Source organism: Iodobacter fluviatilis (assembly GCF_004194535.1).
Classification (GTDB): domain Bacteria; phylum Pseudomonadota; class Gammaproteobacteria; order Burkholderiales; family Chitinibacteraceae; genus Iodobacter; species Iodobacter fluviatilis_A.
Genome location: NZ_CP025781.1, coordinates 3,832,037 through 3,857,581 on the forward strand (window position 1 = coordinate 3,832,037; position 25,545 = coordinate 3,857,581).

The 25,545-nt window shown below is 45.1% G+C and carries 20 protein-coding genes, 3 tRNA genes and 1 pseudogene; 18 read left to right on the top strand and 6 right to left on the bottom strand.

Annotated elements, in window-relative coordinates:
• Positions 1 to 3: 3 nt before the first annotated feature.
• The 4 genes from C1H71_RS17020 to C1H71_RS17035 all read right to left on the bottom strand — a co-directional run bounded on the left by C1H71_RS17020 (position 4) and on the right by C1H71_RS17035 (position 2,312).
• A complete protein-coding gene (locus tag C1H71_RS17020) occupies positions 4 to 1,659 on the bottom strand; it encodes a response regulator (RefSeq protein WP_130107627.1) in 1,656 nt (551 codons plus the stop codon).
• Positions 1,660 to 1,914: 255 nt separating this feature from the next.
• Positions 1,915 to 1,999: transfer RNA gene (locus C1H71_RS17025), tRNA-Leu, on the bottom strand.
• 61 nt (positions 2,000 to 2,060) lie between these two features.
• A tRNA-Leu gene (locus tag C1H71_RS17030) sits at positions 2,061 to 2,145 on the bottom strand.
• A gap of 82 nt (positions 2,146 to 2,227) precedes the next feature.
• A tRNA-Leu gene (locus C1H71_RS17035) sits at positions 2,228 to 2,312 on the bottom strand.
• A 136-nt stretch (positions 2,313 to 2,448) separates the two neighbouring features.
• Here C1H71_RS17035 and rnr point away from each other — a divergent pair.
• On the top strand, positions 2,449 to 5,208 hold the full coding sequence (rnr, locus tag C1H71_RS17040; RefSeq protein WP_130107628.1) for a ribonuclease R: 2,760 nt from the start codon (positions 2,449 to 2,451) through the stop codon (positions 5,206 to 5,208).
• A gap of 184 nt (positions 5,209 to 5,392) precedes the next feature.
• Here the strand turns inward: rnr and C1H71_RS17045 are convergent, their stop codons facing one another.
• The gene (locus tag C1H71_RS17045) at positions 5,393 to 5,734 is read right to left on the bottom strand and encodes a hypothetical protein (RefSeq protein WP_130107629.1); all 342 of its coding nucleotides are present in this window, start codon (positions 5,732 to 5,734) and stop codon (positions 5,393 to 5,395) included.
• A gap of 122 nt (positions 5,735 to 5,856) precedes the next feature.
• Here C1H71_RS17045 and C1H71_RS17050 point away from each other — a divergent pair, with 122 nt between their 5' ends.
• The 14 genes from C1H71_RS17050 to C1H71_RS17115 all read left to right on the top strand — a co-directional run bounded on the left by C1H71_RS17050 (position 5,857) and on the right by C1H71_RS17115 (position 18,850).
• The gene (locus C1H71_RS17050) at positions 5,857 to 6,216 is read left to right on the top strand and encodes a hypothetical protein (protein WP_130107630.1); all 360 of its coding nucleotides are present in this window, start codon (positions 5,857 to 5,859) and stop codon (positions 6,214 to 6,216) included.
• Between the two features lie 140 nt (positions 6,217 to 6,356).
• A complete protein-coding gene (locus tag C1H71_RS17055) occupies positions 6,357 to 7,064 on the top strand; it encodes an SIMPL domain-containing protein (protein ID WP_130107631.1) in 708 nt (235 codons plus the stop codon).
• The gene (locus tag C1H71_RS17060; protein ID WP_130107632.1) at positions 7,061 to 7,483 is read left to right on the top strand and encodes a protein YgfX; all 423 of its coding nucleotides are present in this window, start codon (positions 7,061 to 7,063) and stop codon (positions 7,481 to 7,483) included. The genes C1H71_RS17055 and C1H71_RS17060 overlap by 4 nt, the downstream gene beginning before the upstream one ends.
• Positions 7,484 to 7,770: 287 nt before the next feature.
• Positions 7,771 to 9,825, top strand: coding sequence for a TonB-dependent receptor plug domain-containing protein (locus tag C1H71_RS17065; protein ID WP_262488317.1), 2,055 nt, complete (start codon positions 7,771 to 7,773; stop codon positions 9,823 to 9,825).
• 13 nt (positions 9,826 to 9,838) lie between these two features.
• Complete coding sequence (locus C1H71_RS17070; protein ID WP_130107633.1) at positions 9,839 to 11,086, top strand: HmuY family protein; 1,248 nt, start codon at positions 9,839 to 9,841, stop codon at positions 11,084 to 11,086.
• A 237-nt stretch (positions 11,087 to 11,323) separates the two neighbouring features.
• Positions 11,324 to 11,581, top strand: coding sequence for a hypothetical protein (locus C1H71_RS17075; protein WP_130107634.1), 258 nt, complete (start codon positions 11,324 to 11,326; stop codon positions 11,579 to 11,581).
• Between the two features lie 36 nt (positions 11,582 to 11,617).
• Complete coding sequence (locus C1H71_RS17080) at positions 11,618 to 12,181, top strand: hypothetical protein (RefSeq protein WP_130107635.1); 564 nt, start codon at positions 11,618 to 11,620, stop codon at positions 12,179 to 12,181.
• Positions 12,182 to 12,183: 2 nt separating this feature from the next.
• Positions 12,184 to 12,381, top strand: a complete 198-nt coding sequence (locus C1H71_RS17085) for a hypothetical protein (protein WP_130107636.1) — start codon at positions 12,184 to 12,186, stop codon at positions 12,379 to 12,381.
• On the top strand, positions 12,362 to 12,928 hold the full coding sequence (locus C1H71_RS17090) for a hypothetical protein (protein ID WP_130107637.1): 567 nt from the start codon (positions 12,362 to 12,364) through the stop codon (positions 12,926 to 12,928). Before C1H71_RS17085 ends, C1H71_RS17090 begins: the two co-directional genes overlap by 20 nt.
• A gap of 737 nt (positions 12,929 to 13,665) precedes the next feature.
• Positions 13,666 to 14,994, top strand: coding sequence for a group II intron reverse transcriptase/maturase (ltrA, locus tag C1H71_RS17095; RefSeq protein ID WP_130104759.1), 1,329 nt, complete (start codon positions 13,666 to 13,668; stop codon positions 14,992 to 14,994).
• Positions 14,995 to 15,246: 252 nt separating this feature from the next.
• On the top strand, positions 15,247 to 15,783 hold the full coding sequence (locus C1H71_RS17100) for a hypothetical protein (protein WP_130107638.1): 537 nt from the start codon (positions 15,247 to 15,249) through the stop codon (positions 15,781 to 15,783).
• A gap of 542 nt (positions 15,784 to 16,325) precedes the next feature.
• Entirely contained in the window at positions 16,326 to 17,654 is a 1,329-nt protein-coding gene (gene ltrA / locus C1H71_RS17105) for a group II intron reverse transcriptase/maturase (protein ID WP_130105239.1), read from the top strand.
• A gap of 191 nt (positions 17,655 to 17,845) precedes the next feature.
• Positions 17,846 to 18,076, top strand: coding sequence for a hypothetical protein (locus tag C1H71_RS17110; RefSeq protein ID WP_130107639.1), 231 nt, complete (start codon positions 17,846 to 17,848; stop codon positions 18,074 to 18,076).
• A gap of 393 nt (positions 18,077 to 18,469) precedes the next feature.
• Complete coding sequence (locus tag C1H71_RS17115; RefSeq protein ID WP_130107640.1) at positions 18,470 to 18,850, top strand: hypothetical protein; 381 nt, start codon at positions 18,470 to 18,472, stop codon at positions 18,848 to 18,850.
• A 475-nt stretch (positions 18,851 to 19,325) separates the two neighbouring features.
• Here the strand turns inward: C1H71_RS17115 and C1H71_RS21620 are convergent.
• Positions 19,326 to 19,660, bottom strand: a pseudogene (locus tag C1H71_RS21620) (transposase); the annotation flags it as partial.
• Positions 19,661 to 20,280: 620 nt separating this feature from the next.
• Between C1H71_RS21620 and C1H71_RS17130 the strand changes: the two are divergent.
• The 3 genes from C1H71_RS17130 to C1H71_RS17140 all read left to right on the top strand — a co-directional run bounded on the left by C1H71_RS17130 (position 20,281) and on the right by C1H71_RS17140 (position 25,383).
• Positions 20,281 to 22,074, top strand: a complete 1,794-nt coding sequence (locus tag C1H71_RS17130; protein WP_188053374.1) for a hypothetical protein — start codon at positions 20,281 to 20,283, stop codon at positions 22,072 to 22,074.
• Between the two features lie 761 nt (positions 22,075 to 22,835).
• Entirely contained in the window at positions 22,836 to 24,164 is a 1,329-nt protein-coding gene (gene ltrA, locus C1H71_RS17135; protein WP_130104759.1) for a group II intron reverse transcriptase/maturase, read from the top strand.
• A gap of 274 nt (positions 24,165 to 24,438) precedes the next feature.
• Positions 24,439 to 25,383, top strand: coding sequence for a hypothetical protein (locus tag C1H71_RS17140; RefSeq protein WP_223145909.1), 945 nt, complete (start codon positions 24,439 to 24,441; stop codon positions 25,381 to 25,383).
• The last annotated feature ends 162 nt before the right edge of the window (positions 25,384 to 25,545 follow it).

The window sequence follows — 25,545 nt, forward strand, 5'->3', positions numbered from 1 at the left end:
TCGCTAGCTTGCGATGTTGCTATCTTGAGGCTGGCTGGGTTTACTGCTGAGTAAGTCATCTAGGTCGGCTTGCAGGCCAAGTAAAATACTGTCTTCGATATGCCCTTGCAAGCGGTTGATCAGATCGCTTGCGGTTTTAAGTAGTGATACACGCGTCTCTTTGTTAGCAAGCCCAGTTTTTAAGTATTTGATGCTGGCATGTGCCGCAGAGAGGGTGAGTCTAGAGTTGCGGGTGCTTTGTGCTGCTGGCACTAATAGCGCCACGGCGTCTTCTAACTTGGATTTCAGCATAAGCTGCACGCCATTATTATTGATGTCGGTGATTTCTTGCCCAGTTTGCTGGATGAATTGCCGCCAAGTGCTCCTTTTGTTAGCGGTGCTTTCTAGTATGCCAGAGATGTTTTTAGTTGTTACGAAGCGTTGAGCTAAAATGGCGAGCCAGCGATAAGGGGGATTGCTACTATTGGCGGCTTCGTTTTCATTGCTGGGGGGGTAAATTAAATTCGCCGTCATAATAAAGCTGATGGCCAATTCCATATTAAAATCATCGCCCCTCATGCTGGTTTCTATTTTGCTGAGGTCTTCTGTTTTTCCGCTAAAAATAGCACTGGCAAGGTGGGCTGAAATTCTATTTTCGGCGTTATCATCTTTACGTACGCGCTCTTGTACCATGCGCAGATATTTTTCCGCATCGCCAAGATCGTCTTCAATTTTTGCAGCGATTGCGAGTTGCAAAATAGTATTTGCAGATAGGGCCGATGAATTGCCGCCGCAATTGACCGCGCGGCTAAGTAATACCTTGGCTTTATTACTATCACCCAGCATATTGGCTAAATTACCGGCTTTTTGTAAGCGGCTGATATTGTTTGGAGTGATGGCTTGGCATTTATCAAACACCACCATTGCTTCCTCTAAGCGTCCATCATTCATATACATATTGGCCAATTCTTCGTAGGCATCTACATACTGGCTGTTTTCTATTATGGATGATTGTAATAGTTTATCTGCTTGGGTTTTATTGCCCTGCTTGTTATATACCTTGGCTAGGCCTAGTTTTGCCCAGGGAATTAAACGGCTGGAAAGAATTTCTTCAAATAAAGCACGGGCTTCATCGAGTTGATTGCTTTCGATAAGTAGGGTGGAAAGCAGTCGCAATAAATCAGATTTATAGGGTGTATCAGGCTGGGCAAGTAATAAGCGTGCTGCTTCAATGGCACCCAATGGATTGTCTTGCTCAATACAGGTGAAAATAGGCTGAAGCGTCTTTTTTTTCTTCCAAGCAACTTGAAGTCGGGTAATTAATTGGTGACCGGTAAAGGGTTTAATGAGGTAATCATCGGGGCCAACTTCTGCGACTGCGACTACTTTCTCGTAGGATGCTTCGGCGGTAATCATAAACCATACCGAGCTAAGCGGAAGCTCACCGCTTCTGCGTATTTCTTCTAGTAGCTCTTGCCCATTCATGCCTTCGCCAAAATCATAATCACATAGAATAACGTCGTATTCTGCATTGCGTAGGCGGCGACGTGTTTCGCCAACACTACTGGCGGCATCCACACGATTAATGCCAATTTGGGCAAGCGTCATTCGCAATGACTGGCGCACTGTGGGCGAGTCATCAGCGATAAGCACCTTGGAGTCGTGGATTAGATCTGTCATGTGTAAGCACTATAATTGGGTGACGTATGTTGTAACCGTTGACCAATTATGGAAGAGGCTAGTGTTATTTGCTGTAAATGCAGGTTTTGAAGCGCTAGCTGGTTTTTTGCTAAGGAAAGTGCTGATGAGAGAGGGAATGGGTGAAAAAAAACCCAGCTTAGGCTGGGTGTTCGCGGTAAATATTAAAGGCTAAAATAAGAAAATAAATTTAACTGGCGTGTGATAAATCAATTTCAAATTAAGCAATATCATAAATGGTGCCCAGAAGAGGACTCGAACCTCCACACCCTAAGGCACATGGACCTGAACCATGCGCGTCTACCAATTCCGCCATCTGGGCAATACAAAAACTGTGATTCTTTGCTTAAATCTATTTAATAAATATTGCTTACATCTGTCATTGGTGCCCAGAAGAGGACTCGAACCTCCACACCCTAAGGCACATGGACCTGAACCATGCGCGTCTACCAATTCCGCCATCTGGGCATTACTATTGCATTTTACAACTTAAGCACCAGCTATCTATAAATCACTGGTCTATTGCGTCTTAAGTGAATTTTATAAAGCGTGGTGCCCAGGAGAGGACTCGAACCTCCACACCCTAAGGCACATGGACCTGAACCATGCGCGTCTACCAATTCCGCCACCTGGGCGCTCTATAAAGCGCTAGAATGTTGCTGCGCCTCACTTAAGAGGAGGCGATTATTGTTAAAAGCAGACACTATGTCAAGAAATATACCGAAGAAATCTTTAAGAATTTCCACTATTCCAAATCAGGAGGCCCAGCAAATGAGCGGCCGTTCTAAAAAAATCAAAGGCATACGCGCGTCCGATCCATTTCTTGAGCGTGAACGCGAACGCTATGAATTTCCACTTCCTTCCCGCGAATTTGTACTGCAGGTGCTCACTGAGCACGGCGCGCCGATTTTTGTGGATGAATTAATGAGCATGTTGGCCATTTTACCTGAGGAAGAAACGCAGTTTCATCGTCGCATGGCCGCGATGGAGCGTGAAGGTCAGGTGATGATGAATCGTAAAGGCGCTTTATGCCTGCCCGATAAACTTGATTTATTACAAGGCCGCGTACAAGGCCACGCCGATGGTTTTGGTTTTATGGTGCCAGATGATGGTAGCAGCGATCTGTATCTTGGCCCAAAAGAAATGGCTAAAGTTTTACATGGCGATCGCGTATTAGTACGCCCAATGGGCTTGGATCGCCGCGGCCGCCGTGAAGGCAGTATTGTAGAAGTGCTGGTGCGTAGCACCACTAAGTTAGTTGGCCGCTTACATAGTGATCATGGTGTATTTACGGTAACGGCAGAAGATAAACGTATCAGCCATGAAATTGTGCTGGAGCCTAATGGCAGCATGGGTGCTGAGTCTGGACAGGTTGTGATGGTTGAGTTGGTGACCCAGCCTTCGCGTTATTCGCCACCTGTGGGGCGAGTGGTACAGGTGCTGGGTAATTACGCCGATCCTGGCATGGAAATCGAAATTGCCTTACGTAAACATAATTTGCCTCATGAGTTTTCTGCTGAAGCCTTGGCGCAGGGGGAGGACACGCCGACTAAGGTGCGCAAAAAAGACTGGAAAAACGTACTCGGCACGGTTGAACGTGAAGATCTGCGTGATTTACCGCTGGTGACGATCGATGGTGAAACGGCTAAAGACTTTGATGATGCTGTTTATGCTGAGAAAAAAGGAAAAGGCTGGCGTCTTATCGTGGCGATTGCCGATGTGAGCCACTATGTACTACCTGGCGACGCGCTGGATGTGGGCGCGATTGAGCGCGGTAACTCGGTGTATTTCCCCCGTCGTGTGATTCCTATGCTGCCCGAGGCGTTGTCTAACGGTATTTGCTCGCTTATGCCAGATGTAGAGCGCTTATGTATGGTTTGCGATATGCAAATTTCAGGTAAAGGCGCGATTAAGAAATACCGCTTTTATCCAGCGGTGATGCATTCAAAAGCACGGCTGACCTATACCAAGGTCTGGGATATGGTGCAGCATCCTAGTGGCGAAATCGCTCAGCAATATCAGCATGTATTGCCACAGATCGATACGCTTTACGCCTTATTCAAAGCTTTTTCGGCGGCGCGAGCTGTGCGTGGTGCGATTGATTTTGAAACTGTTGAAACTGAAATGCGTTTTGATGAGAACGGTAAAATTAAAGAAATCGTGCCTGTTATCCGGAACGACGCGCACAAGCTCATCGAAGAATGCATGCTGGCCGCCAATGTGTGCGCTGCAGATATCCTGATCACCAAAGAGCACGAATGTGTTTACCGCGTGCATGAAGGCCCAACGCCAGAAAAAATGGAAAACCTGCGCACTTATCTAAAAAGCGTTGGCTTAACCTTGGAAGGCGGTGATGAGCCAACGGCTGGCGATTACGCCGTATTGCTAGAGCAAATTAAGCTAAGAGATGACGCGGCGTTATTGCAAACCATGCTGCTTAGATCGCTTTCTCAGGCGGTCTATAGCCCAGGCAATAAAGGCCATTTTGGTTTGTCTTACGAGGCTTACACTCACTTTACTTCACCAATTCGTCGCTATCCAGATTTGCTGGTACACCGTGCCATTAAAGCTATCTTGGCGGGGCAGAAATACACGCCAGCCATGAAGTGGGAAGCTTTAGGTGCACAGTGCTCAATGACTGAGCGCCGTGCGGATGACGCCAGCCGCGATGTGCAAAACTGGTTGAAGTGCTATTACATGCAAGATAAAGTGGGAGAAGAATTTGAGGGCGTGATTTCCGCTGTCACCAGCTTCGGTATCTTTGTACTGCTGGATAAGGTTTTTGTAGAAGGGCTGGTGCATATTTCTGAGCTTGGCACAGATTATTTCCACTTTGATGAAGTCCGTAAAGAGCTAAAAGGCGAGCGCACTGGCCAAGTTTATCGGATGACTGGCCGCGTTAAAATCAAGGTGGCGCGTGTTTCTTTAGAAACCAGCAAGATTGATTTTATGCTCGTTGAAGATAAACCAAAGTGGGGCGATCAACCTGCAGAAGCTGCAACTGGGCGCCGTAATGCACCGCCCAAGCCAGTTGCTACGCGTGGGCGAAGCAAGCCGCAGCGTGCTCCTGAGCACCTTGCAAAAGAGGTGACGGCTGCTGCCCCTGCAACAAAGCCTACTACTGGTAGAAAACGTACTGCAATTGTTAAGCAAGTGAAGAGTGCCGCTCCAACACCCGCGCTTGATGCGGCAAAAAAGACGGTAGTACGTAGGGTGGCAAAAGCACCGCAAACTGCAAGTGCAAATACGGTGGTGGCAGTCGCGCCACTTGCTGCTGCCAAGCCCTTGGTAACGAAGCCTGTAGCTAAGTCGGCCACAAAATCGGTGACAAAGCCCGTAGCAACAAGGTCTGTAACAAAACCAGTAACCAAGCCCGCAGAAAAGCCTGAAACACAATCTACAGCCAAGCCAGTAACCAAGCCCAGAGTTGCGAAGCCACGTGTGGCAAAGCCAGCTGCTGCAGTGGTGAAAGTGCTTACGCCAGAGGGGGGGCTTGTGAAAAAGCCGAGGACTAGAACGAAGCCGTCATAAACCGCACTAAGCGCGTCTTTTATTGGCGCGCTTAGTGGGTTTGTTGATGGGGTGTTGCAAGCAATCTTGTTAATTTAAGCACTTGTAGGGTGGGCAAGGAAATCACCTTAACCCTCTCTACAATTTGCTTCTCATCCTTTAGTAGCAGGATGGGGCGTGCAAGCGCTGCTGCAAATTTAAATAATCAAAGGGCTTTAAGAGCTTTGATTAGGTTTTCGCGCTGTACGCTACTGATCTCTTTCACTTGAATGAGGTGGCGAAACATATTGATTTGACCAATAAGCGCCGAACTATTTACATTCCCAGTAAAACTAATGTAATTTTTTTGTTTTGAATTTACACTGGGAATATCGAGGTAGATATGGCATGCAGTACCCGTTTTTACCTCTTTGTCGGCTAAAACAATCAAACTGTTTTCTGCAACTTCTACGGTTACGCCATAGATGGGCGGAACGCTTGGATTGGTAACCATGGCTGCACGCCAGCTGGCTTTCTTACGTGTACGAGTATCAGTGCTTGGATTCATGGTGCTTATCAAGGTGGGTGGGAAAAATGCCGTTGAAAACACAGCGTAGCACTCTGCGTGCTAATCTTGCGAATAATTGCCGCATAGCGGCAGAAATACACTAACAAACCTAGGAGTTCCGTATGTTTATCGTCGATCGCTCGGTTGCTATTATTAAGCCACGGCAACCTTTTCTCGATTGGCTCAACACTTTGCCAGGAAATGATATTCAGCTAACGCTGGATGAGGTCCGTTGCGATTGCACCTCTATTTTGATTCCTGAAGCAAATGAAACAGAAGATGGCATCGCATTTATCGATGAAATCGCAGAAAAATTATTTGAAATGGAATTGTCTTCTTGGGTTGCTGAAGAACAGCACTGGCCAGAAAAACGTAACCTTAAGACTTTCTGGGAATGGTTTGACGTTGAAGTTCACCTTGGTGTAATGGATGCCGTGGCTGAAGGCATTCATAATACCCCAACAGATCATGGCTATCATTAAACGATTCGGGTTTTTTATTACAAAGAGTACTTGGGTTTAAGTATAAAAGGGCGAAGTATGGCCCTTTTAATTTTGCATGAATATTTAAACAGTGATGTAATTTTTTTACATTTTTGTAAGTAAGCAAACGGGAGTCTGTAATGAAAAATCTACTTTCAGCATTAATTTTGACTTCATTAGCCACAACAGCCGCTGCGGCTGATGCCCCTATGTTTAATGTGGTTAATCTAGAAGCCAGCGCTACGCGTGAAGTGGCGAATGACTTAGCCAGTGCAGTGTTGTTTCTTGAGCTAAGCGATACTGATCCTGCCCGCTTAAGTGACAAAATCAACCAAACGCTTGCAGCAGCAGTCAAACAAGTAAAGCAAAAGCCAGAAGTGCAAAATCGCGGAACCAGCTTTGCAACTTACCCTTTGTACGGCAAAACCAATAAGCAAGAAGGCTGGCGCAGCCGTGGTGAATTGCGCATTTCATCCAGTGATTTTGCTGTGCTATCTAAATTATTAGCTCAATTACAACAGCCGGTTGCAGGTGGCTTGCCAGTGCAGTTGGCTAATGTTGGCTATAGCGTATCCGATAGCGCGCGTGCTAAGGCAGAAGAAGCGCTTATTGAAGAGGGTTTGCAAGCGTTTAAGCAAAGAGCCCATTTAATTCAAAAAGGTTTTTCGGCTAAAAGCTGGAAAATGATTAATGTGAATGTCAATAGTGCTGGTGGCTATCGCCCACAACCGGTGATGATGATGAAAAGCAGCAGGATGGAGTCTGCTGATGTGGCTAATGCTCCGATTGAATCAGGAGAAAGCCGCATAACTGTGAATGTCTCTGGCAGTATTCAAGTCAGCGAATGAGCCCTGCACCGCTTGTGCTTCTTCCCTCGCGCTGGGAAAGGCGCTGGCTTTATTTAAGCCACTGCGGTGCGGCGTTTGCTTGCCTTTTTTCGCCTTGGCTTTGGGCCATCACGCTTGTGGTGGCCTTTTCTTTGTTCCGAAGCCTAAGGCGGCCCCGCCTTGTAGGGGTGAGTTTACAAGCGCTTACGGATGGTGCAATTAGGCTGACACTGGCCGATGGGCAGTCACAGGACGGGCAATTACTGCCTTCTAGCCGTGTATTGGGTGTGGTGATGATATTGCATTTGCAATGTGATGCGCAGCGTATCCATTTGCTGCTTTGGCCCGATAGTGCGAAGGCAGAGAGCTTGCGTCAGTGGCGAGTATGGCTGCGCTGGCAGTGGCCAAAACTGCAAGCGCAGCAAGCTGAAAACGAGTGAGCGTCAACGTTAAGGCCAGCAAGGTTTATTAAACAAATAGTGAGGACCTAGCAGCCTGTCGGACTTAGCATCAGTCAGCTGCAAAATCACCTGATCGGCCTATATTTCGATTTTTGACCAATAACTCGTTATTGGTGCTGCAAATCCGGCAAAATCTGATCTCGACCAGGTGATTTTTCGCTTCGACCGTCTAAGTCCGACAGGCTGCTAGGGTCTGTTGGCTACCAATGAGGGGGACGTTGTCGCAAAAGATTATATTAAGTGAATGGCATTGACAGCAAACAGTAATGAATATGATAATCGTTATCATTAAATATTCGACTGTAGCTGATTCCGTGACTGATCCTAAGTTTTCTACTCCCCTTACTCAAGCGCCGCGTAAAAAAAGCCTACAACTCGCATTCCCTCTGATGATATTAGCGTCAACGGCTATGGCCGATGTTACGTTAGATGCCGTGGTAGTCACGGCCACGCGCACTGAAAGGCGGGTAGAAGACACGCCGGTTCGCACTGAAGTCATCAGCCGTGAGGAGATTGAAAAAACCCATGCCCGCACTTTAAAAGATGCAATCGAGAATATTCCCGGCCTACAGCTCAGAGAAGTGCACGGTAAATCTGGCTATGAGCTGTCTTTGCAGGGCCTAAGTAGCGATCAGGTGCTGGTACTGATTGATGGCCTGCCGATTGCGGCCAGCACCGGCTCCACGGTAAATTTAAGCCAATATCTATTATCCGAAGTCGATCATATCGAGGTCATTAAAGGCGCGGCATCGGCGCAATACGGTAGCTCGGCGATGGGCGGGGTGATTAATGTGATTACCCGCCGTGTGCAAGCGGGTTTTTCTGGTAGTGCAGCCGTGGATGTTGGCAGCTATGGCCACCAAAATGATTCGGGCAAGGCTTGGGGTGCGGGCACAAAGCATGGGCAGTTCAGGCTAGAGGGCGGGAATGAGCAATGGCGCTTACGCGTAAGTGGCGACACGCTTGATGATGCAGGTTTTGCGGTAAAACCCGATGGCTGGGCTAGGCAGGGTGATGCTTCAAAGCGCCAGCAATTGGGTTCAAAACTCAGCTGGCTGCCGCAAGCGAATAGCGAAGTATGGTTTGAGGCTAGCCGTTATCTGGAAGACGACGTACAGCGCTATCAGCAATATGTGCCGCCTAAACTAATCCCCCAGGAAAAAACCGAAGCCATCAGCCGTGATCGCTTTGTGCTGGGTGCAAAAAACATCTTTGAGAATGGAACGCGTGTGCAGTTGCAATTGCTGGATGAGCAATATCAAAGCTTGGGGCAGGCATACTCGCAGAATTTCCGCGTATCGCAGCGCGATTTTAATCAGCAGCTTAATCACTTAAGCGCTCAGGTTGATTTACCCGCTTGGTATGGCCAGCTGTGGCAGTTGGGTGTGGATTGGCGAAAAGAGCGGGTAAGCCAGAGTGTAAATGGCGTTTCTGAGTTTTATGGCGATAAACGCGTCAGCAAAGAAAGCCGCGAGTTGTTTGTGCAGAACGATATTTTCCTCGGAGATGATTGGGAAGTTGTGCTGGGCTTACGTGTGCAAGATGATTCTGATTTTGGCACGCATGCTGCGCCTAAAATTGCGCTACGCGGCAATGTATGGGAAAGCGGTGATTGGAAAATGGTAGTGCGGAGCAGTGTGGGCCAAGGCTATCGCGTCCCTAATTTAAAAGAAAGGCATTTTTTGTTTGACCACAGTGCGCTTGGTTATATGGTGCTGGGTAATCCAAATTTAAAACCAGAATCGTCAAAGAGCTGGCAATTAGGTGCCAATATTGCTTTAGCAAAACAATTTTCATTGGATGTTAATGCGTATTTAAATCAGGTAAAAGATTTAATTCAAATTGATGAAAGTAATGCAGTTAAAAATAATGGCATTGCTCAATATACCTATAAAAATATTGATCGTACAGAAACCAAAGGCATAGAAACAACGCTGGATTGGCGTATTTTTAGGCCCTTCAATATGAATGCCTCTTATACCTGGAATCAAAGCAAAGACTTAAATGGTGGCAGAGAGCTGACTCGCCGGCCAGCTCATATGGCAAGGCTGGGTTTTGATTGGCAAATCGCAGAGGGAAGCGAATTCACATTACGTAGCCGCTATCAAAGTGCTGAACTAATCAGTAGTGATCATTATTCGGCAGGCTGGACGACGGCGGATATTAAATTTAATCAGCATATCAACAAAAATATAAAAGCCTATATCGGTATTGATAATGTAAGCAATGTGCAGCGTGATTTTAGTAATCAAAATGATTTTGGGCCGATTTCAGGGCGTTTTTTTTATCTGGGCACAGCGTTTGCCTGGGGCAATCAATAAGGGAGTTAAAACAATGAAACCAATACTAACAGCAACTTTACTGGCCATGACCGTAGGTTTAAGCGCTTGCGGCGGTAGTGAAGGAGGGGCTGAAGTGGCCGCTCCGAAACCTACACCGAGCCCTGCACCCTCTCCCTCAACGGGGTTTAGCAAGACGGCGGTGTGGGAAGCGAGTGTAGATCCTAAGCTGGGTGAGCTTTGCTACGATATTGATGCACAAGCTGCAGCAGATTGTAAGGGCGATACTTGGGATTTAAAGGTGAAGGATGATGGCCGCAGCAGCAGTTTTTTCACCAATAGCGGCACCAGCGGCACCAGTAGTTCTGCTAAGGGCGGCGCATTAGGTAGCCCGTTTGAACATACATGGGCCGAATTGCAAAAATGGCAGGATGCTATGGAAGACCCAGTAAGCGGCGCGCTGGATGCTCGCTCCTATCTGAAAGACTACGCAGATGGTGTATTTAGTGGCACGAATACCATTAAATCTGCGGTCTTTGAATACGATCTAGCTGGGGACCATAAGCTTTCGCCTAACTTTAAAGTGTTCTTGATTTCTGATGATGCAAGCAAGGCAGATGCAAAGCAATATGCTTTGCAGGTGGTCGGCTATTACGGTGGTAATGGTGGCACAGCCTTTGGCTATCCAAGCATCCGCTGGGTAGATCGCGCTAGCAATAACGAGCGGACGGCTACCTTTGATGCCTCGAAAGCCTGGGTTTATTTTGATTTAGCCAAAGGGGTGGAATCCACTGAAACGGGTTTATGGCATGTGGCATTTAACCGCGCTAGCATGAAGCTCAATAGTGGTGCATCGGGAACGGGCACGGTTGCCGCTTTGTTGGCTAAAACACCTGATGGCTTTTACACCGCAGAGGGCAAGCCGCTTGTGGCTAAGTTTGCAGACCTCAATAACTTAGAGCAAACCCGTGCGCTATTAACTGCCGCAGATCTACTGCCTGCTAATCCTAAATGGCTAAAAGATAAAAATGCTTCGCCGCTTAATCCTGCGATGAAGGGCAATTATCCTGAGCCTATGAATGCAGGTTGGTATAACTATTACAGCACCGCAGAGAGCGCCAAGCAGGCAGGGTTGGCCGCTGCGCATATGCTAAAAGCCAATCCTACTGCAGCAACTATGCTTCGCTCTGCAGAAGGAAACAGCTATGCCCGCATGCATCTTACGGAGATTAAATACGCTGATCCAAGTAAGGCAAGTAGCGCAAAAACATGGAAATTTGAATTTGATATTCAACCCAAGTAATAAAATTTAAGCGCTTAAAGCACAAAACCCCGCTAATCACTGAGCGGGGTTTTGTGCTTTAAGATTAGGGTTATTAGGCATGTTGAAAAAGATATAAAGGGGATTGTATACGTATATTCCGGTGTTATTGCATAGACTTTTTTTATTTGTATGGGATTTTATTTGGCAAATAGTTATTAACTATTACAGAATCACCATATATTATGGCCACCCCTACTAATTCTGCTTCTGGCTTCTATGTTTACCCCTGTTTTCAAAGAGTTACTTACAAAATACCTTACTGTTTTTTCGGCAGTTTGGGCTGTACGTCATAAATTAAATCCCATCGCCAGAAATAGTAATGAGCTTGCCTTTTTACCCGCCGCGCTAGAGCTGCAAGAAAATCCCCCTCACCCCGCCGCCCGCATCACCCTTTGGGCCTTGCTCGCTTTTATTCTGATTGCCGTTAATGGCGCATGTTTCAGAAAGTGCGAGGGAGAGGTAAGTAACTATTAACCATTAATTATTTAAACTTTTTAACAGGATATAGTCATGCGTGGCTTTTTAATTAAATTAGGTTTGATATTTGGAGTGGTGATTATTTGGTTCTGGCCGAATATTCAAGGGCACTATCGGTTTAAGCAATATTGTAGCCAGGAAGGAGGTATTAGAATATATGGGGAGATTCTGCCTGATCAAGGTTGGCTTGCAGCTGGTAATTCTCCAGAGGATTATAAGGAGCCGTTTTCTTTTAAAAGAGTGGCTTTTGTTCGGTATCAAGACACTAGCGGTGCATTCTTTGATGTGTATGCTAAGCCAAATGTTTGGCCTAAAGACCCTGATTATATTTTAAGGCCTGCTGATAAATCAAAAATTGTTATGTATATATTGAAATATAAATCTGTACGTAATCTTCCTGGCGAATTAAGGCTTAATAAGTGGAGCTATGAAATTTTTTCGGTAAATGAGGATAAGCTTTTAGCTGTTAGTACAAACTTTCGATATGAGCAGTTTGAGCAAGATAAGACTTTTTTAGCCGCTCCATCTGGGGTAATGTGTGAAGAGAATGGCGGCGTAGGTAAATTCATAAGAACGGTTTTCCCATTGGAGAAGTAATAATGAGCACGGCATCAATTATAACGTTAAGTAAATTAGTAAGTACTGCAGTGGCATCATATGGTATTGATTTGGAAAAAGGTGATAAGGCTTTAAAATCCTCACTTATGAATGGCAATGCTGGCTTTAGCTCAACTCAAGCTGATCAATTTGTCACAAACTTTTTAACAGGTGATATTCATGCGTGGGTTTTTAATTAAATTAGGTTTGATATTTGGAGTGGTGATTATTTGGTTCTGGCCGAATATTCAAGGCTATTATCGATTTAAACAATACTGTGCCCGAGAAGGAGGACTGCAGGTCTATGGCAAAGTATTGCCTAATCAGGGCTGGTTGGCGGCGGGGACTGATCCGTATGACTATCAAATACCACTTGATTTAAAGCAAGTAGCTTTTGTTCGCTATCAGGATGCGACGGGTGCACGATTTGATGTCTATGCTAAACCTAATCCTTGGCCTAAAGGGCCTGATTATATTTTTAAACCAGTTGATGTAACTAAAACTGTGATTTACATGCGGAAGTATGAATTTATACGTTCTATACCAAATGAATTAAGGCTTGGTCGATACCGCTATGAAGTGTTCTCTACTTTAGAAAATAGAACTTTAATTAGCCTGACTAATTTTCAATATGAAGAATTTGAGCGTGATAAAACATTTCTTGCTGCTCCTTCATATGTGTTATGTGAAAGAGTGCCAAGTCCTAGTAAATTTTCAGAAATAATATTTCAATTAAGGAATAAATAATGACAACCACTTCAATATCAAGATTAAGTCAATTGACAAGTACTGCGGTTGCAAGTTATGGCGTAGATTTAAAAGGGGGAAGGAATTAAAAAATTTACTTGTAAGTGGCGCAGCTAATTTTTCCTCAACTCAGGCCGCCAAATTTATAGCTAAATACGATCTTATAGATCAAATCCAGAATATCCCTGAAAATGGATTCAGTGCGACCATTTTTCAAGACAAGACTGGTAATAAAGAATAACTGGGGTCAGAAGTTCGCAGTAACAGTAATTTAGCTAGCGGGTTAAAGTCCCGCCCGAGGAATTGTCCATACGCCTCGGTAGTACGAAAGAGCGGCGTTTGAGTAATCAAGGGTCGTGAGTTCTTTACGACAAAGAGGCAGACCGTAACGAAAGTGAACCTAGAAGTAGCCTCGTTAACATTGCAGTTGCCGACCTCGTTTCTGTATAGGGAAGGCCGTTGTGCTGATGTGTTGGCAATGGAAGCCACATCCGCGAGCTGTCGGGGTAGCAGGGGCGGTATGTTTTGGAAGTTAAATTACCCAGTGCTGGAGATCCATCACGGTGGCAGGGAGACTGCCAAGCGCAATGTATAAGGAAACGAAATCAGCGCGTATCGTGATGGAAGTCGGAGGGGTTCATAGTACCGTTTGAGATTGAGGGACAACATAACCCCAGTCGAGGGAAGGGACCCTGCTTTGTTCATGCAACTGAAGAGCTGAGGATCAGGAGATTGCCATGTTGCTAATCACTCCGAATGAGATCAGGACGCTACAGAGGAAGCTGTACATCAAAGCCAAGCAGGAACCAAACTATCGTTTCTACGCACTCTACGACAAGATTTACTGTGCTGACATCCTCAAGTTAGCGTGGCGACTGGTCAAGGCAAACAAGGGCAGTCCTGGGGTTGATGGGATTGACTTTGCTGCCATAGAAAGCGGCGAAGGGGTAGATTGCTACTTGTCGGTAATTAGTCAGGAACTGCAAGATAAAAGCTACCGGACTGGGGCAATCAAGCGCGTCATGATTCCCAAAGCGGATGGCAGTTTGCGTCCACTCGGGATTCCGACGATACGAGATCGCGTGGTTCAGATGGCGACCAAGCTGGTGATGGAGCCTATCTTTGAGGCGGATTTTTGCGAGCACTCCTATGGGTTTCGCCCAAGGAAATCAGCACATCAAGCAATAGACGCCATTGCAGAAGCTTTGTGGCAAGGTAAAACGCAGGTCATCGATGCTGATTTGTCGAAGTATTTCGACAGCATTCCTCACGCTAAACTGATGGCCACGGTAGCTGAGCGCATTGTGGATGGGGCTGTACTGGCCTTGATTCAACAATGGCTTAAAGCGCCGGTTATTGGAAAAAGTGAGAATGGAAAAGCGGCAACGGTCAGTGGAGGAAAAGGGCAGCGCAAGGGCACGCCGCAAGGTGGGGTGATTTCTCCGTTGCTATCGAACCTTTACTTACATCTACTGGATAGAATCTGGCATCGCCACAATATAGGGAAGAAACTACAAGCGAGCTTGGTGCGGTATGCCGATGACTTTGTAGTGCTCTGCCGTGGCGAGACCCAAAGCCCGCTGGCGCATATGAAGTGGATATTGGATCGGCTGGAATTGACGCTTAACGAAAGCAAGACAAAAATTGTTGATGCTAAAGCCGCGTCATTTCTATTTCTGGGATTTGATTTGCGCACGAACCTATCCGCTAAAGGCACTCGCTATCCCTATATTGAGGCCTCAGCTAAATCGGTAGAGAAAATCAAGACGCGACTAAATGAAATTACTGGAAGAACCCAAACATGGCGACCAATTGAAGAGGTGGTGCGAGATTTAAATCAAGCATTACGCGGTTGGTCGAGTTACTTCCATTACCGGAATTCATCCAAGCAATTTTATAAAGTGAAGCGTCATTCAGAAGAACGGCTAAGGATACATCTTCGCAAACGGCACAAAGTCAGCGATTGGAAAACGAGCATGCTCCGTTATCCAAGGCGGGTGCTAAATGAGCGATACGGTTTGTATTCATTACCGACAGCAGCAGGTTGGAAATCAGCGCATGCTTGATGTGAAGAACATCGGAAAGCCGTGTGCGGGAAAATCGCATGCACGGTTTGATGAGGGAGGGCAGGTGAAAACCTGCTCTCTACTCTACCAAAATTAAATCCTACTATGCTTAATGCTCTTAGAGCCAAAGAAAGCGGATTTAACTGTACTCTGACCCCAGTTAATCCTTATGGCGCATGTTTCGGAAAGTGCAAGACAGAGGTAAATAATTATTAACCATTAATTATTTAAACTTTTTAACAGGAGATAATCATGCGTGGGTTTTTAATTAAATTAGGTTTGATATTTGGAGTGGTGATTATTTGGTTCTGGCCGAATATTCAAGGCTATTATCGATTTAAACAATACTGTGCCCGAGAAGGAGGACTGCAGGTCTATGGCAAAGTATTGCCTAATCAGGGGTGGTTGGCAGCAGGGACTGATCCAAAAGATTATAAAGCACCATTTTATTTAGGCAAAGTTGCTTTTGTTCGCTATCAGGATGCGACGGGTGCGCGATTTGATGTTTATGCTAAGCCGAATCCTTGGCCTAAAGACCCAGATTATATTTTTCAGGCTGTAGATAGGTCGAAGTCCGCATTATACATATTGAAGTATGAGAACGAATTAATACCAAATGAATTACGGCTAGGGAGTAACAAAATTATTGTATTGTCCGCAAAAGACAATAAAAAAATAATTAGTTACACGAATGTTGCTTATAGCCTTTTTTTGAATGAGCCATCGACAGAGTACTGTTCCAGAATGCCGTTAGCTGGCAAAGAAATTTCTGAAATAATTTACAAATAACTTTTAGGATTCTAGATGGCATTCGCATTAATTGGAAATAAAATAACTGGGGTCAGAAGTTCGCAGTAACAGTAATTTAGCTAGCGGGTTAAAGTCCCGCCCGAGGAATTGTCCATACGCCTCGGTAGTACGAAAGAGCGGCGTTTGAGTAATCAAGGGTCGTGAGTTCTTTACGACAAAGAGGCAGACCGTAACGAAAGTGAACCTAGAAGTAGCCTCGTTAACATTGCAGTTGCCGACCTCGTTTCTGTATAGGGAAGGCCGTTGTGCTGATGTGTTGGCAATGGAAGCCACATCCGCGAGCTGTCGGGGTAGCAGGGGCGGTATGTTTTGGAAGTTAAATTACCCAGTGCTGGAGATCCATCACGGTGGCAGGGAGACTGCCAAGCGCAATGTATAAGGAAACGAAATCAGCGCGTATCGTGATGGAAGTCGGAGGGGTTCATAGTACCGTTTGAGATTGAGGGACAACATAACCCCAGTCGAGGGAAGGGACCCTGCTTTGTTCATGCAACTGAAGAGCTGAGGATCAGGAGATTGCCATGTTGCTAATCACTCCGAATGAGATCAGGACGCTACAGAGGAAGCTGTACATCAAAGCCAAGCAGGAACCAAACTATCGTTTCTACGCACTCTACGACAAGATTTACTGTGCTGACATCCTCAAGTTAGCGTGGCGACTGGTCAAGGCAAACAAGGGCAGTCCTGGGGCTGATGGGATTGACTTTGCTGCCATAGAAAGCGGCGAAGGGGTAGATTGCTACTTGTCGGTAATTAGTCAGGAACTGCAAGATAAAAGCTACCGGACTGGGGCGATCAAGCGCGTCATGATTCCCAAAGCGGATGGCAGTTTGCGTCCACTCGGGATTCCGACGATACGAGATCGCGTGGTTCAGATGGCGACCAAGCTGGTGATGGAGCCTATCTTTGAGGCGGATTTTTGCGAGCACTCCTATGGGTTTCGCCCAAGGAAATCAGCACATCAAGCGATAGACGCCATTGCAGAAGCTTTGTGGCAAGGTAAAACGCAAGTCATTGATGCTGATTTGTCGAAGTATTTCGACAGCATTCCTCACGCTAAACTGATGGCCACGGTAGCTGAGCGCATTGTGGATGGGGCCGTACTGGCCTTGATTCAACAATGGCTTAAAGCGCCGGTGATTGGAAAAAGTGAGAATGGAAAAGCGGCAACGGTCAGTGGAGGAAAAGGGCAGCGCAAGGGCACGCCGCAAGGCGGGGTTATCTCTCCGTTGCTATCGAACCTTTACTTACATCTACTGGATAGAATCTGGCATCGCCACAATATAGGGAAGAAACTACAAGCGAGCTTGGTGCGGTATGCCGATGACTTTGTAGTGCTCTGCCGTGGCGAGACCCAAAGCCCGCTGGCGCATATGAAGTGGATATTGGATCGGCTGGAATTGACGCTTAACGAAAGCAAGACAAAAATTGTTGATGCTAAAGCCGCGTCATTTCTATTTCTGGGATTTGATTTGCGCACGAACCTATCCGCTAAAGGCACTCGCTATCCCTATATTGAGGCCTCAGCTAAATCGGTAGAGAAAATCAAGACGCGACTAAATGAAATTACTGGAAGAACCCAAACATGGCGACCAATTGAAGAGGTGGTGCGAGATTTAAATCAAGCATTACGCGGTTGGTCGAGTTACTTCCATTACCGGAATTCATCCAAGCAATTTTATAAAGTGAAGCGTCATTCAGAAGAACGGCTAAGGATACATCTTCGCAAACGGCACAAAGTCAGCGATTGGAAAACGAGCATGCTCCGTTATCCAAGGCGGGTGCTAAATGAGCGATACGGTTTGTATTCATTACCGACAGCAGCAGGTTGGAAATCAGCGCATGCTTGATGTGAAGAACATCGGAAAGCCGTGTGCGGGAAAATCGCATGCACGGTTTGATGAGGGAGGGCAGGTGAAAACCTGCTCTCTACTCTACCTAAATTAAATCCTACTATGCTTAATGCTCTTAGAGCCAAATAAAGCGGATTTAACTGTACTCTGACTCCAGTTATTCATTGTTCATTGGAGAGGTTGATTTTATGCAGAATGAACGTAAGTTGAATAAGATATTGATTGTTTCTTTCATTTTGTCAGTGTTAATTAACCCAATAGTTGGTTTTTTTGCTTGTGCGTATATAAGATTTAAGCAGAAAAATTTACTTTCTGGTGGTTTGTTAATTTTTGCTGGTTTGATGGTTTTTTGCCTTTCCCTTATAAATATTTATTATGCGATACTCTCTTTAAAAGATTTTTTTGTTCCAAATAAATAACTGGGGTCAGAGCAAAATTAAATCCTACTATGATGATCTTAGAGCCAAAGAAAGCGGGTTTAGCTGTACTCTGACCCCAGTTATTCACACCAAATATGGCCTAATTGAATAATTAGTGAGAAACGTTTTATTTGATACAGTACCTGATGAAAAATTATTATTTATTTATCAGACCAGAATTAAATTACAAAAAAATAAAATGAATATCGACGGTAAATAGCTAAAGCTGGCACCGGGAATGGCGGTAACGGTAGAGATTAAAACGGGGCAGCGTAGTGTAATTGAATATTTCATATCGCAACTCATGGCGCATGTTTCAGAAAGTGCGCAGGATAGGTAAGTTTTTCGTATATGTATTGAATTGTTTTTTCATAAACTTTGAGGACTATCCTTGTGCATGATGAACATCAAATTAATAAAATATTGCTTGTTTCTTTTATAGTGTCCTTGTGCGTTAATCCGGTCATTGGTTTTTTTGCTTGTGCATATATTAGATTTAAGCAGAAAAATATATTTTCTTGTTGTGTTTTGATTTTTTTAGGTGTTGTTGTTGCATTTTTTGGTTTTAAGCTGTTTGAGATTTCTGATTTTGAATTATCACAAAGTGTTTTTATGTTGAATATGTTTTGTACTTTTTTACTTAAATTTTTAGGTCAGGCAATGATGCGTGGTGATACTGAAAGTGAGTATGTCTGGACTAGAGGTAGGTTAATTGTAGGATGGATTTTTATTATTTTTATGTTCTTGTTGTTTTGTATTATTTTCTTGGTTTGATAATAAAGGCGTATTAAATTGATGTCAGATAAAATTATCCCTGCGGTGGATACTACGGGCGCGGTTTATGCAAATATAGTGTGGCCCCACTTTCAAATGAAGGCAAGTTAACGGCATTGTAGCAGCCAATATTGGCTTTGACGGCTATCAGTACATTCACAGCTGTTGGCAAATAACTGGGGGTAGAACAAAATTAAATCCTATTATGCTTTAATACTCTTAGAGCCAAAGAAGTCGGATTTAACTGTACTCAGACCCCAGTTATTGCATTTTTCGTTTTTTCCGAGATTCTGTTATGGTTTTTTGATCATTTGCTCTGCTTTAGCGACACCTTTTCAGATAAATCGCCTGAGAAGCATGAAAAAGCCTTGATTTCTTAGCTAGAAATCGAGGCTTTTTCCTTAAGTGAACGGCATTACTGGCTTTGCCAGAGGTAATTTAATTTTTGTAGCACTTCGATCACTTTACGGGTCTAAATACCTTGCACGTACATTTCCGCCAAGGCGAGATTGACGGCTTGTTCCGTACGGGTGCTTTTTTCTAATGCGCTGGGATAAAAACCACTGGAGCTTACTTGTGGCACTTCAAAAGTCACTTCGCCCAAGCGGGTGAGCATGGTTTTTGATTTGAAACCATTGGCATGATCGACGCGTTCAGTGCAGCGCTCATAGGGGCAGCTTGCAGATATTGCGCCCGTTCAATAGGTGATGCTTTGTTGACTAAAATACGTAAGGCTTCGCTTGCACCATCTAAGCCATGCTTAAGCAAAGCGGACAAGGCGTCAGCAAACGCGGCATTGGGGGAGTCTATTCGTTGTATCCCAGCAATGTAAAACAACAGGAAGCCGAAACGTTTTTATAGCGATGATTAAAGCAATCGAAGCCAAATAGAATCACTTTGGTGGTTTGGGTAATGTCCGAATTCATCATGCAATTTCACAAGAAACATTAGATATGTTGGTGTGTGATTATAAAGTTTGTTTGTGCTTTTTGCCGACATATAGCCCAGAGTTTAACGTGATTGAAATACTTTATAAATAAACCAAATACCGTTGGCATTATTTTAAAGCTTGAAAAAAGATTAGCTTACTTTAAATGTAAAAAAATATACTGGAAAAAGTGTGTTCCATGCTTAAGTTTAATTATGTGTAATTACTTATTATAAGATAATTCTTATAATTTTATTGAGCGATGTAGTTTATTATTCAGGCACTGACATGTTTTTATGTGAGGATTGTATTTAACCAAGTATTGATTTATTTTGTTTTTGTTGTAATTATAAAAATATGCAGCCCGTTTGTTTTTTTTATTTGGTTGCAATACGAATCACAGACACATAATTTAAAAATTATTTAAAATTATCTTCTGCGAGGGTGGTGGAGTCTGTAGTTTATTTATTTTTTAATATTGTTAAATATAGGAAATAAAAAATTGAAAAAAAGTATGATGGTAAAAAAATCGTGTATTGCTACCGCACTGGCTATTATGGCCTTTGGCAGTGCTAATGCTTCGGTTAACCTTAGTCAGTCACAATTTCGTGCCTTGTTGCCGGATGGCAGCAATTACGAGCTGAATCTGGGTGACATGACCACAGTGAGTTATCACTGCGATATTAAAGAAGAAGGCACAGACTATGTATTAGATAGAAATAAGTGTGATCAGCGCTACATCGACTTTAAAGGTAATTATCCAAACGTCGTAGCATTAAATCTGCTGGATAAACCATCCACCCAGACGATTGCCGAGCACAAACTATGGGCAATGTCGTTTGCTCACGCAGCTATGAACAGCTTGGTATTGATGCAATATAGTTTGAATAAACAAAATGGTACCTTTGATCTGCAGAAAAATTTCGCAGCAACCAATGAGCCATTTGGCCGCTATTTCATGAAAAATATGGGCCCTAATTACTATTTGTCTAAAGCGTTGCAAGAATCTTCATTAGGCAATGATTTGCCTAATAACCCGATGGGTGTGGGTGATGATGACGGCGTGCTGCAAGTAGAATATCCGGGTAGCGCTTGGTCAGAATTGCAAGGCGCCGGTTCAGGTGGTTTCCCCGCCGTATTTGCAAGCATGAATCCGGAGCGCACATTAAGCTCAAATAACGGTCCGGCCCGCAATGTACTTGGCTCTGCAGCAACCAGCGCCTACTATAACGCCTCGGTAATGGGAATTAATACCGGCTCCTTGGAATGGCATCAAAACCCAGAAGGCCAGGCAAGCTCTCAGAACCGTATTCATGAGTTCATTCAGGATGCCAAAGATCCTGATGCGCTGGCTATTATGCTGAGTTTTATGTACAACCGTGGCCCGTATGCAGCCAAAGATCAGCCTCTGAGAGATGAGGCTACTTTCAATCATTGTAAAAATAGTACGGACTTGGTCAACGACTGGTCATGTTTTACCAGGCAGAATGACTTTGGTAGCCGCTACATTCGCCAGATTCCTGATGTAACAAAGCAACTGAATGCTGCTCATTATTTCTACGATGAAAAGCTGACTTGGAATGATGTAACTGCTTACTTCACACTTCTGGAGGGCTACGGCTTTTACTCAAGCGAGGACATCAGCAAGATCACAGCAGCTGCTAAAACCGTATTTGATAACAACCAAAGCGACGGCGCAATTAGCTTCAAGGCCCAGTTTGGTAAAATTATCGAAGCCGTATTAACCTCTGCACCGATTAAAACGTTTGCAGAAAAAGGTGATGGCGGCGGCCTCGATGGCAAAGTGATGCCTGTGTTTACTGGTACAGAAATCTCTGCAAACAGCATGTATATGGTTGCCCAGACCGGTAATGGCGTTGCATTCAATAACTGGTTAACACCAAATGCACACGTGCCACTGCCTTCTGATGCCAGCATTATTAAGCTGCAGTACAAAGGGCTGGATTGTACGGATCAGATGGAAAGCGCCTTTAAAGAAGCGGTGTCTCATCTGAACCCGAATGCGCCTACTCAGCTAACGATCCATTCTGACGGCCAAAGCTGCTCCTTTAACGAAGAAAAGTATGTGGAGCCTTCAGGTCCTGCTGAGTGCAAAGAGGGTGAGTGGTGTGCAACAACAACGTACACACAACCTTGTACAACCGTTGAATACAATGGCAAAAAGTACCAGAATCAATGGTATGCAGATCCGGGCATGACTCCAGATCCTGCCACAGCAGAAGGGTATGACAGTGTGTGGCGTTTCCCCGGTGTTCCAAGTAATAGCTGTAAATAAGTTGCAAACGTAACACTGATGAAATCAATTTCACACTGAATTGATAAGTGCACATAAAACGGAACCAATGGCTTAATCGTTTGTACTGTGTTTATTAAATAAAAGTGTGATTTTGGGGTGTTTTACTGCGGGGATCTAGTGTGATGACTAGATCCCCGTTTGCGTGAAAGATTAAAACGAAGCGATGTATATTTATGAGTTTTTTCGTAGTGCCATTAAATATTAAATGGGTTTTGTATTTACTGGACGGAATAACTGGGAATAACTGGGGTCAGAAGTTCGCAGTAACAGTAATTTAGCTAGCGGGTTAAAGTCCCGCCCGAGGAATTGTCCATACGCCTCGGTAGTACGAAAGAGCGGCGTTTGAGTAATCAAGGGTCGTGAGTTCTTTACGACAAAGAGGCAGACCGTAACGAAAGTGAACCTAGAAGTAGCCTCGTTAACATTGCAGTTGCCGACCTCGTTTCTGTATAGGGAAGGCCGTTGTGCTGATGTGTTGGCAATGGAAGCCACATCCGCGAGCTGTCGGGGTAGCAGGGGCGGTATGTTTTGGAAGTTAAATTACCCAGTGCTGGAGATCCATCACGGTGGCAGGGAGACTGCCAAGCGCAATGTATAAGGAAACGAAATCAGCGCGTATCGTGATGGAAGTCGGAGGGGTTCATAGTACCGTTTGAGATTGAGGGACAACATAACCCCAGTCGAGGGAAGGGACCCTGCTTTGTTCATGCAACTGAAGAGCTGAGGATCAGGAGATTGCCATGTTGCTAATCACTCCGAATGAGATCAGGACGCTACAGAGGAAGCTGTACATCAAAGCCAAGCAGGAACCAAACTATCGTTTCTACGCACTCTACGACAAGATTTACTGTGCTGACATCCTCAAGTTAGCGTGGCGACTGGTCAAGGCAAACAAGGGCAGTCCTGGGGTTGATGGGATTGACTTTGCTGCCATAGAAAGCGGCGAAGGGGTAGATTGCTACTTGTCGGTAATTAGTCAGGAACTGCAAGATAAAAGCTACCGGACTGGGGCAATCAAGCGCGTCATGATTCCCAAAGCGGATGGCAGTTTGCGTCCACTCGGGATTCCGACGATACGAGATCGCGTGGTTCAGATGGCGACCAAGCTGGTGATGGAGCCTATCTTTGAGGCGGATTTTTGCGAGCACTCCTATGGGTTTCGCCCAAGGAAATCAGCACATCAAGCAATAGACGCCATTGCAGAAGCTTTGTGGCAAGGTAAAACGCAGGTCATCGATGCTGATTTGTCGAAGTATTTCGACAGCATTCCTCACGCTAAACTGATGGCCACGGTAGCTGAGCGCATTGTGGATGGGGCTGTACTGGCCTTGATTCAACAATGGCTTAAAGCGCCGGTTATTGGAAAAAGTGAGAATGGAAAAGCGGCAACGGTCAGTGGAGGAAAAGGGCAGCGCAAGGGCACGCCGCAAGGTGGGGTGATTTCTCCGTTGCTATCGAACCTTTACTTACATCTACTGGATAGAATCTGGCATCGCCACAATATAGGGAAGAAACTACAAGCGAGCTTGGTGCGGTATGCCGATGACTTTGTAGTGCTCTGCCGTGGCGAGACCCAAAGCCCGCTGGCGCATATGAAGTGGATATTGGATCGGCTGGAATTGACGCTTAACGAAAGCAAGACAAAAATTGTTGATGCTAAAGCCGCGTCATTTCTATTTCTGGGATTTGATTTGCGCACGAACCTATCCGCTAAAGGCACTCGCTATCCCTATATTGAGGCCTCAGCTAAATCGGTAGAGAAAATCAAGACGCGACTAAATGAAATTACTGGAAGAACCCAAACATGGCGACCAATTGAAGAGGTGGTGCGAGATTTAAATCAAGCATTACGCGGTTGGTCGAGTTACTTCCATTACCGGAATTCATCCAAGCAATTTTATAAAGTGAAGCGTCATTCAGAAGAACGGCTAAGGATACATCTTCGCAAACGGCACAAAGTCAGCGATTGGAAAACGAGCATGCTCCGTTATCCAAGGCGGGTGCTAAATGAGCGATACGGTTTGTATTCATTACCGACAGCAGCAGGTTGGAAATCAGCGCATGCTTGATGTGAAGAACATCGGAAAGCCGTGTGCGGGAAAATCGCATGCACGGTTTGATGAGGGAGGGCAGGTGAAAACCTGCTCTCTACTCTACCAAAATTAAATCCTACTATGCTTAATGCTCTTAGAGCCAAAGAAAGCGGATTTAACTTTACTCTGACCCCAGTTATTAATGGCTTGGTAGTTTTGTGGGCTAAAAAGTACATTTTCTGGCGGGGTTAATAATGATGTTTGGGTTGAATGCTATGCTTCAGTTTTATCCCCGCTGTCGATTTTTGCCATGAATATAATGCGATTGACCGTGCTGTGTTGTTCCGCACTCTCTGCGGTTTGTTTTGCCGTAGAAAAGCCCGAATACCGTTTGTCGGAGGGCTCTAGTGTGCAGCGCAGCGCCAACGCAGTGCTGTCGTTGATGTCGTATTCGGTCATTCTGGATTTGGCGGCGAGTAGCTTGTCGATTCGAGAAGCGCAAACTGAAAATAAAAGCCTGATGATGACGCAATTGGGCGGCGGTGCAACCATCAGTAAGGAAGTGCCGCTGTATTTAGAGGGTGCGCTTGCAGCCAGTCGCTATGATCCAACTTTTGTAGCCACCAATGGGCAAGATCATCGCAATATTCCTTTGAAATGGACGTCTATTAGCGGCACGGGCGGTGTCGGTTGGGATTTCCCCATTGCCGAGAATTGGGTGGTCCGACCTATTTTTAATTTTTCACTTGGCAAAGTGGCAAGTGACTTAAAAGTGGCCAATTGGTGGATTAATTATAAAACGGGCGAAGAATTCAAATTTTTTGATAATGGCACGATGAACGCCTACGGCTTGGGTGGCGCGCTCATGCTGGATTATGAATTGGTCAGCCTTGAGCATGAAATTGATATGGAATTACGGCTGTCGCAGGTGCATCTGCAATCATTCAAAAGTGATGACGCGGTCTCTGGGCATGCCGATTCGCAAACCGCCAATTTGTGGACGCGTTATCGTGCACCATCGGGAATGACTTTTCTGAATCGACCGCTGCGTTATGTGCTTGAGGCATCGCACTCGCATTATTTTGGCGATCAAGCGGGCGTAATGGGATTTGATTATTTGTCGACGGTTGGCGCGGGTTTTGAGATTGACAGCAGTGATTACCCTGTTTTCGTTTCGCGAACGCGCTTTATCATGCGCTTTATGTTTGGCCCGAATGTGTCGGGTGGCGGAGTGAGTATTGCGATGAGTTTTTAAAATTCAGCGTGTCACGCTGACGGGGCTGCTTATTTCTAAGCCTATTATTGGGTATTGATATGTAGGTCTTGTTAGGTGATGTCTGCATGGCAACATCATTTTTAAAGCATACGCTGCGATAAATGATCATCCGCAGCCATTAGAATGAAATGGGTCAAGTGG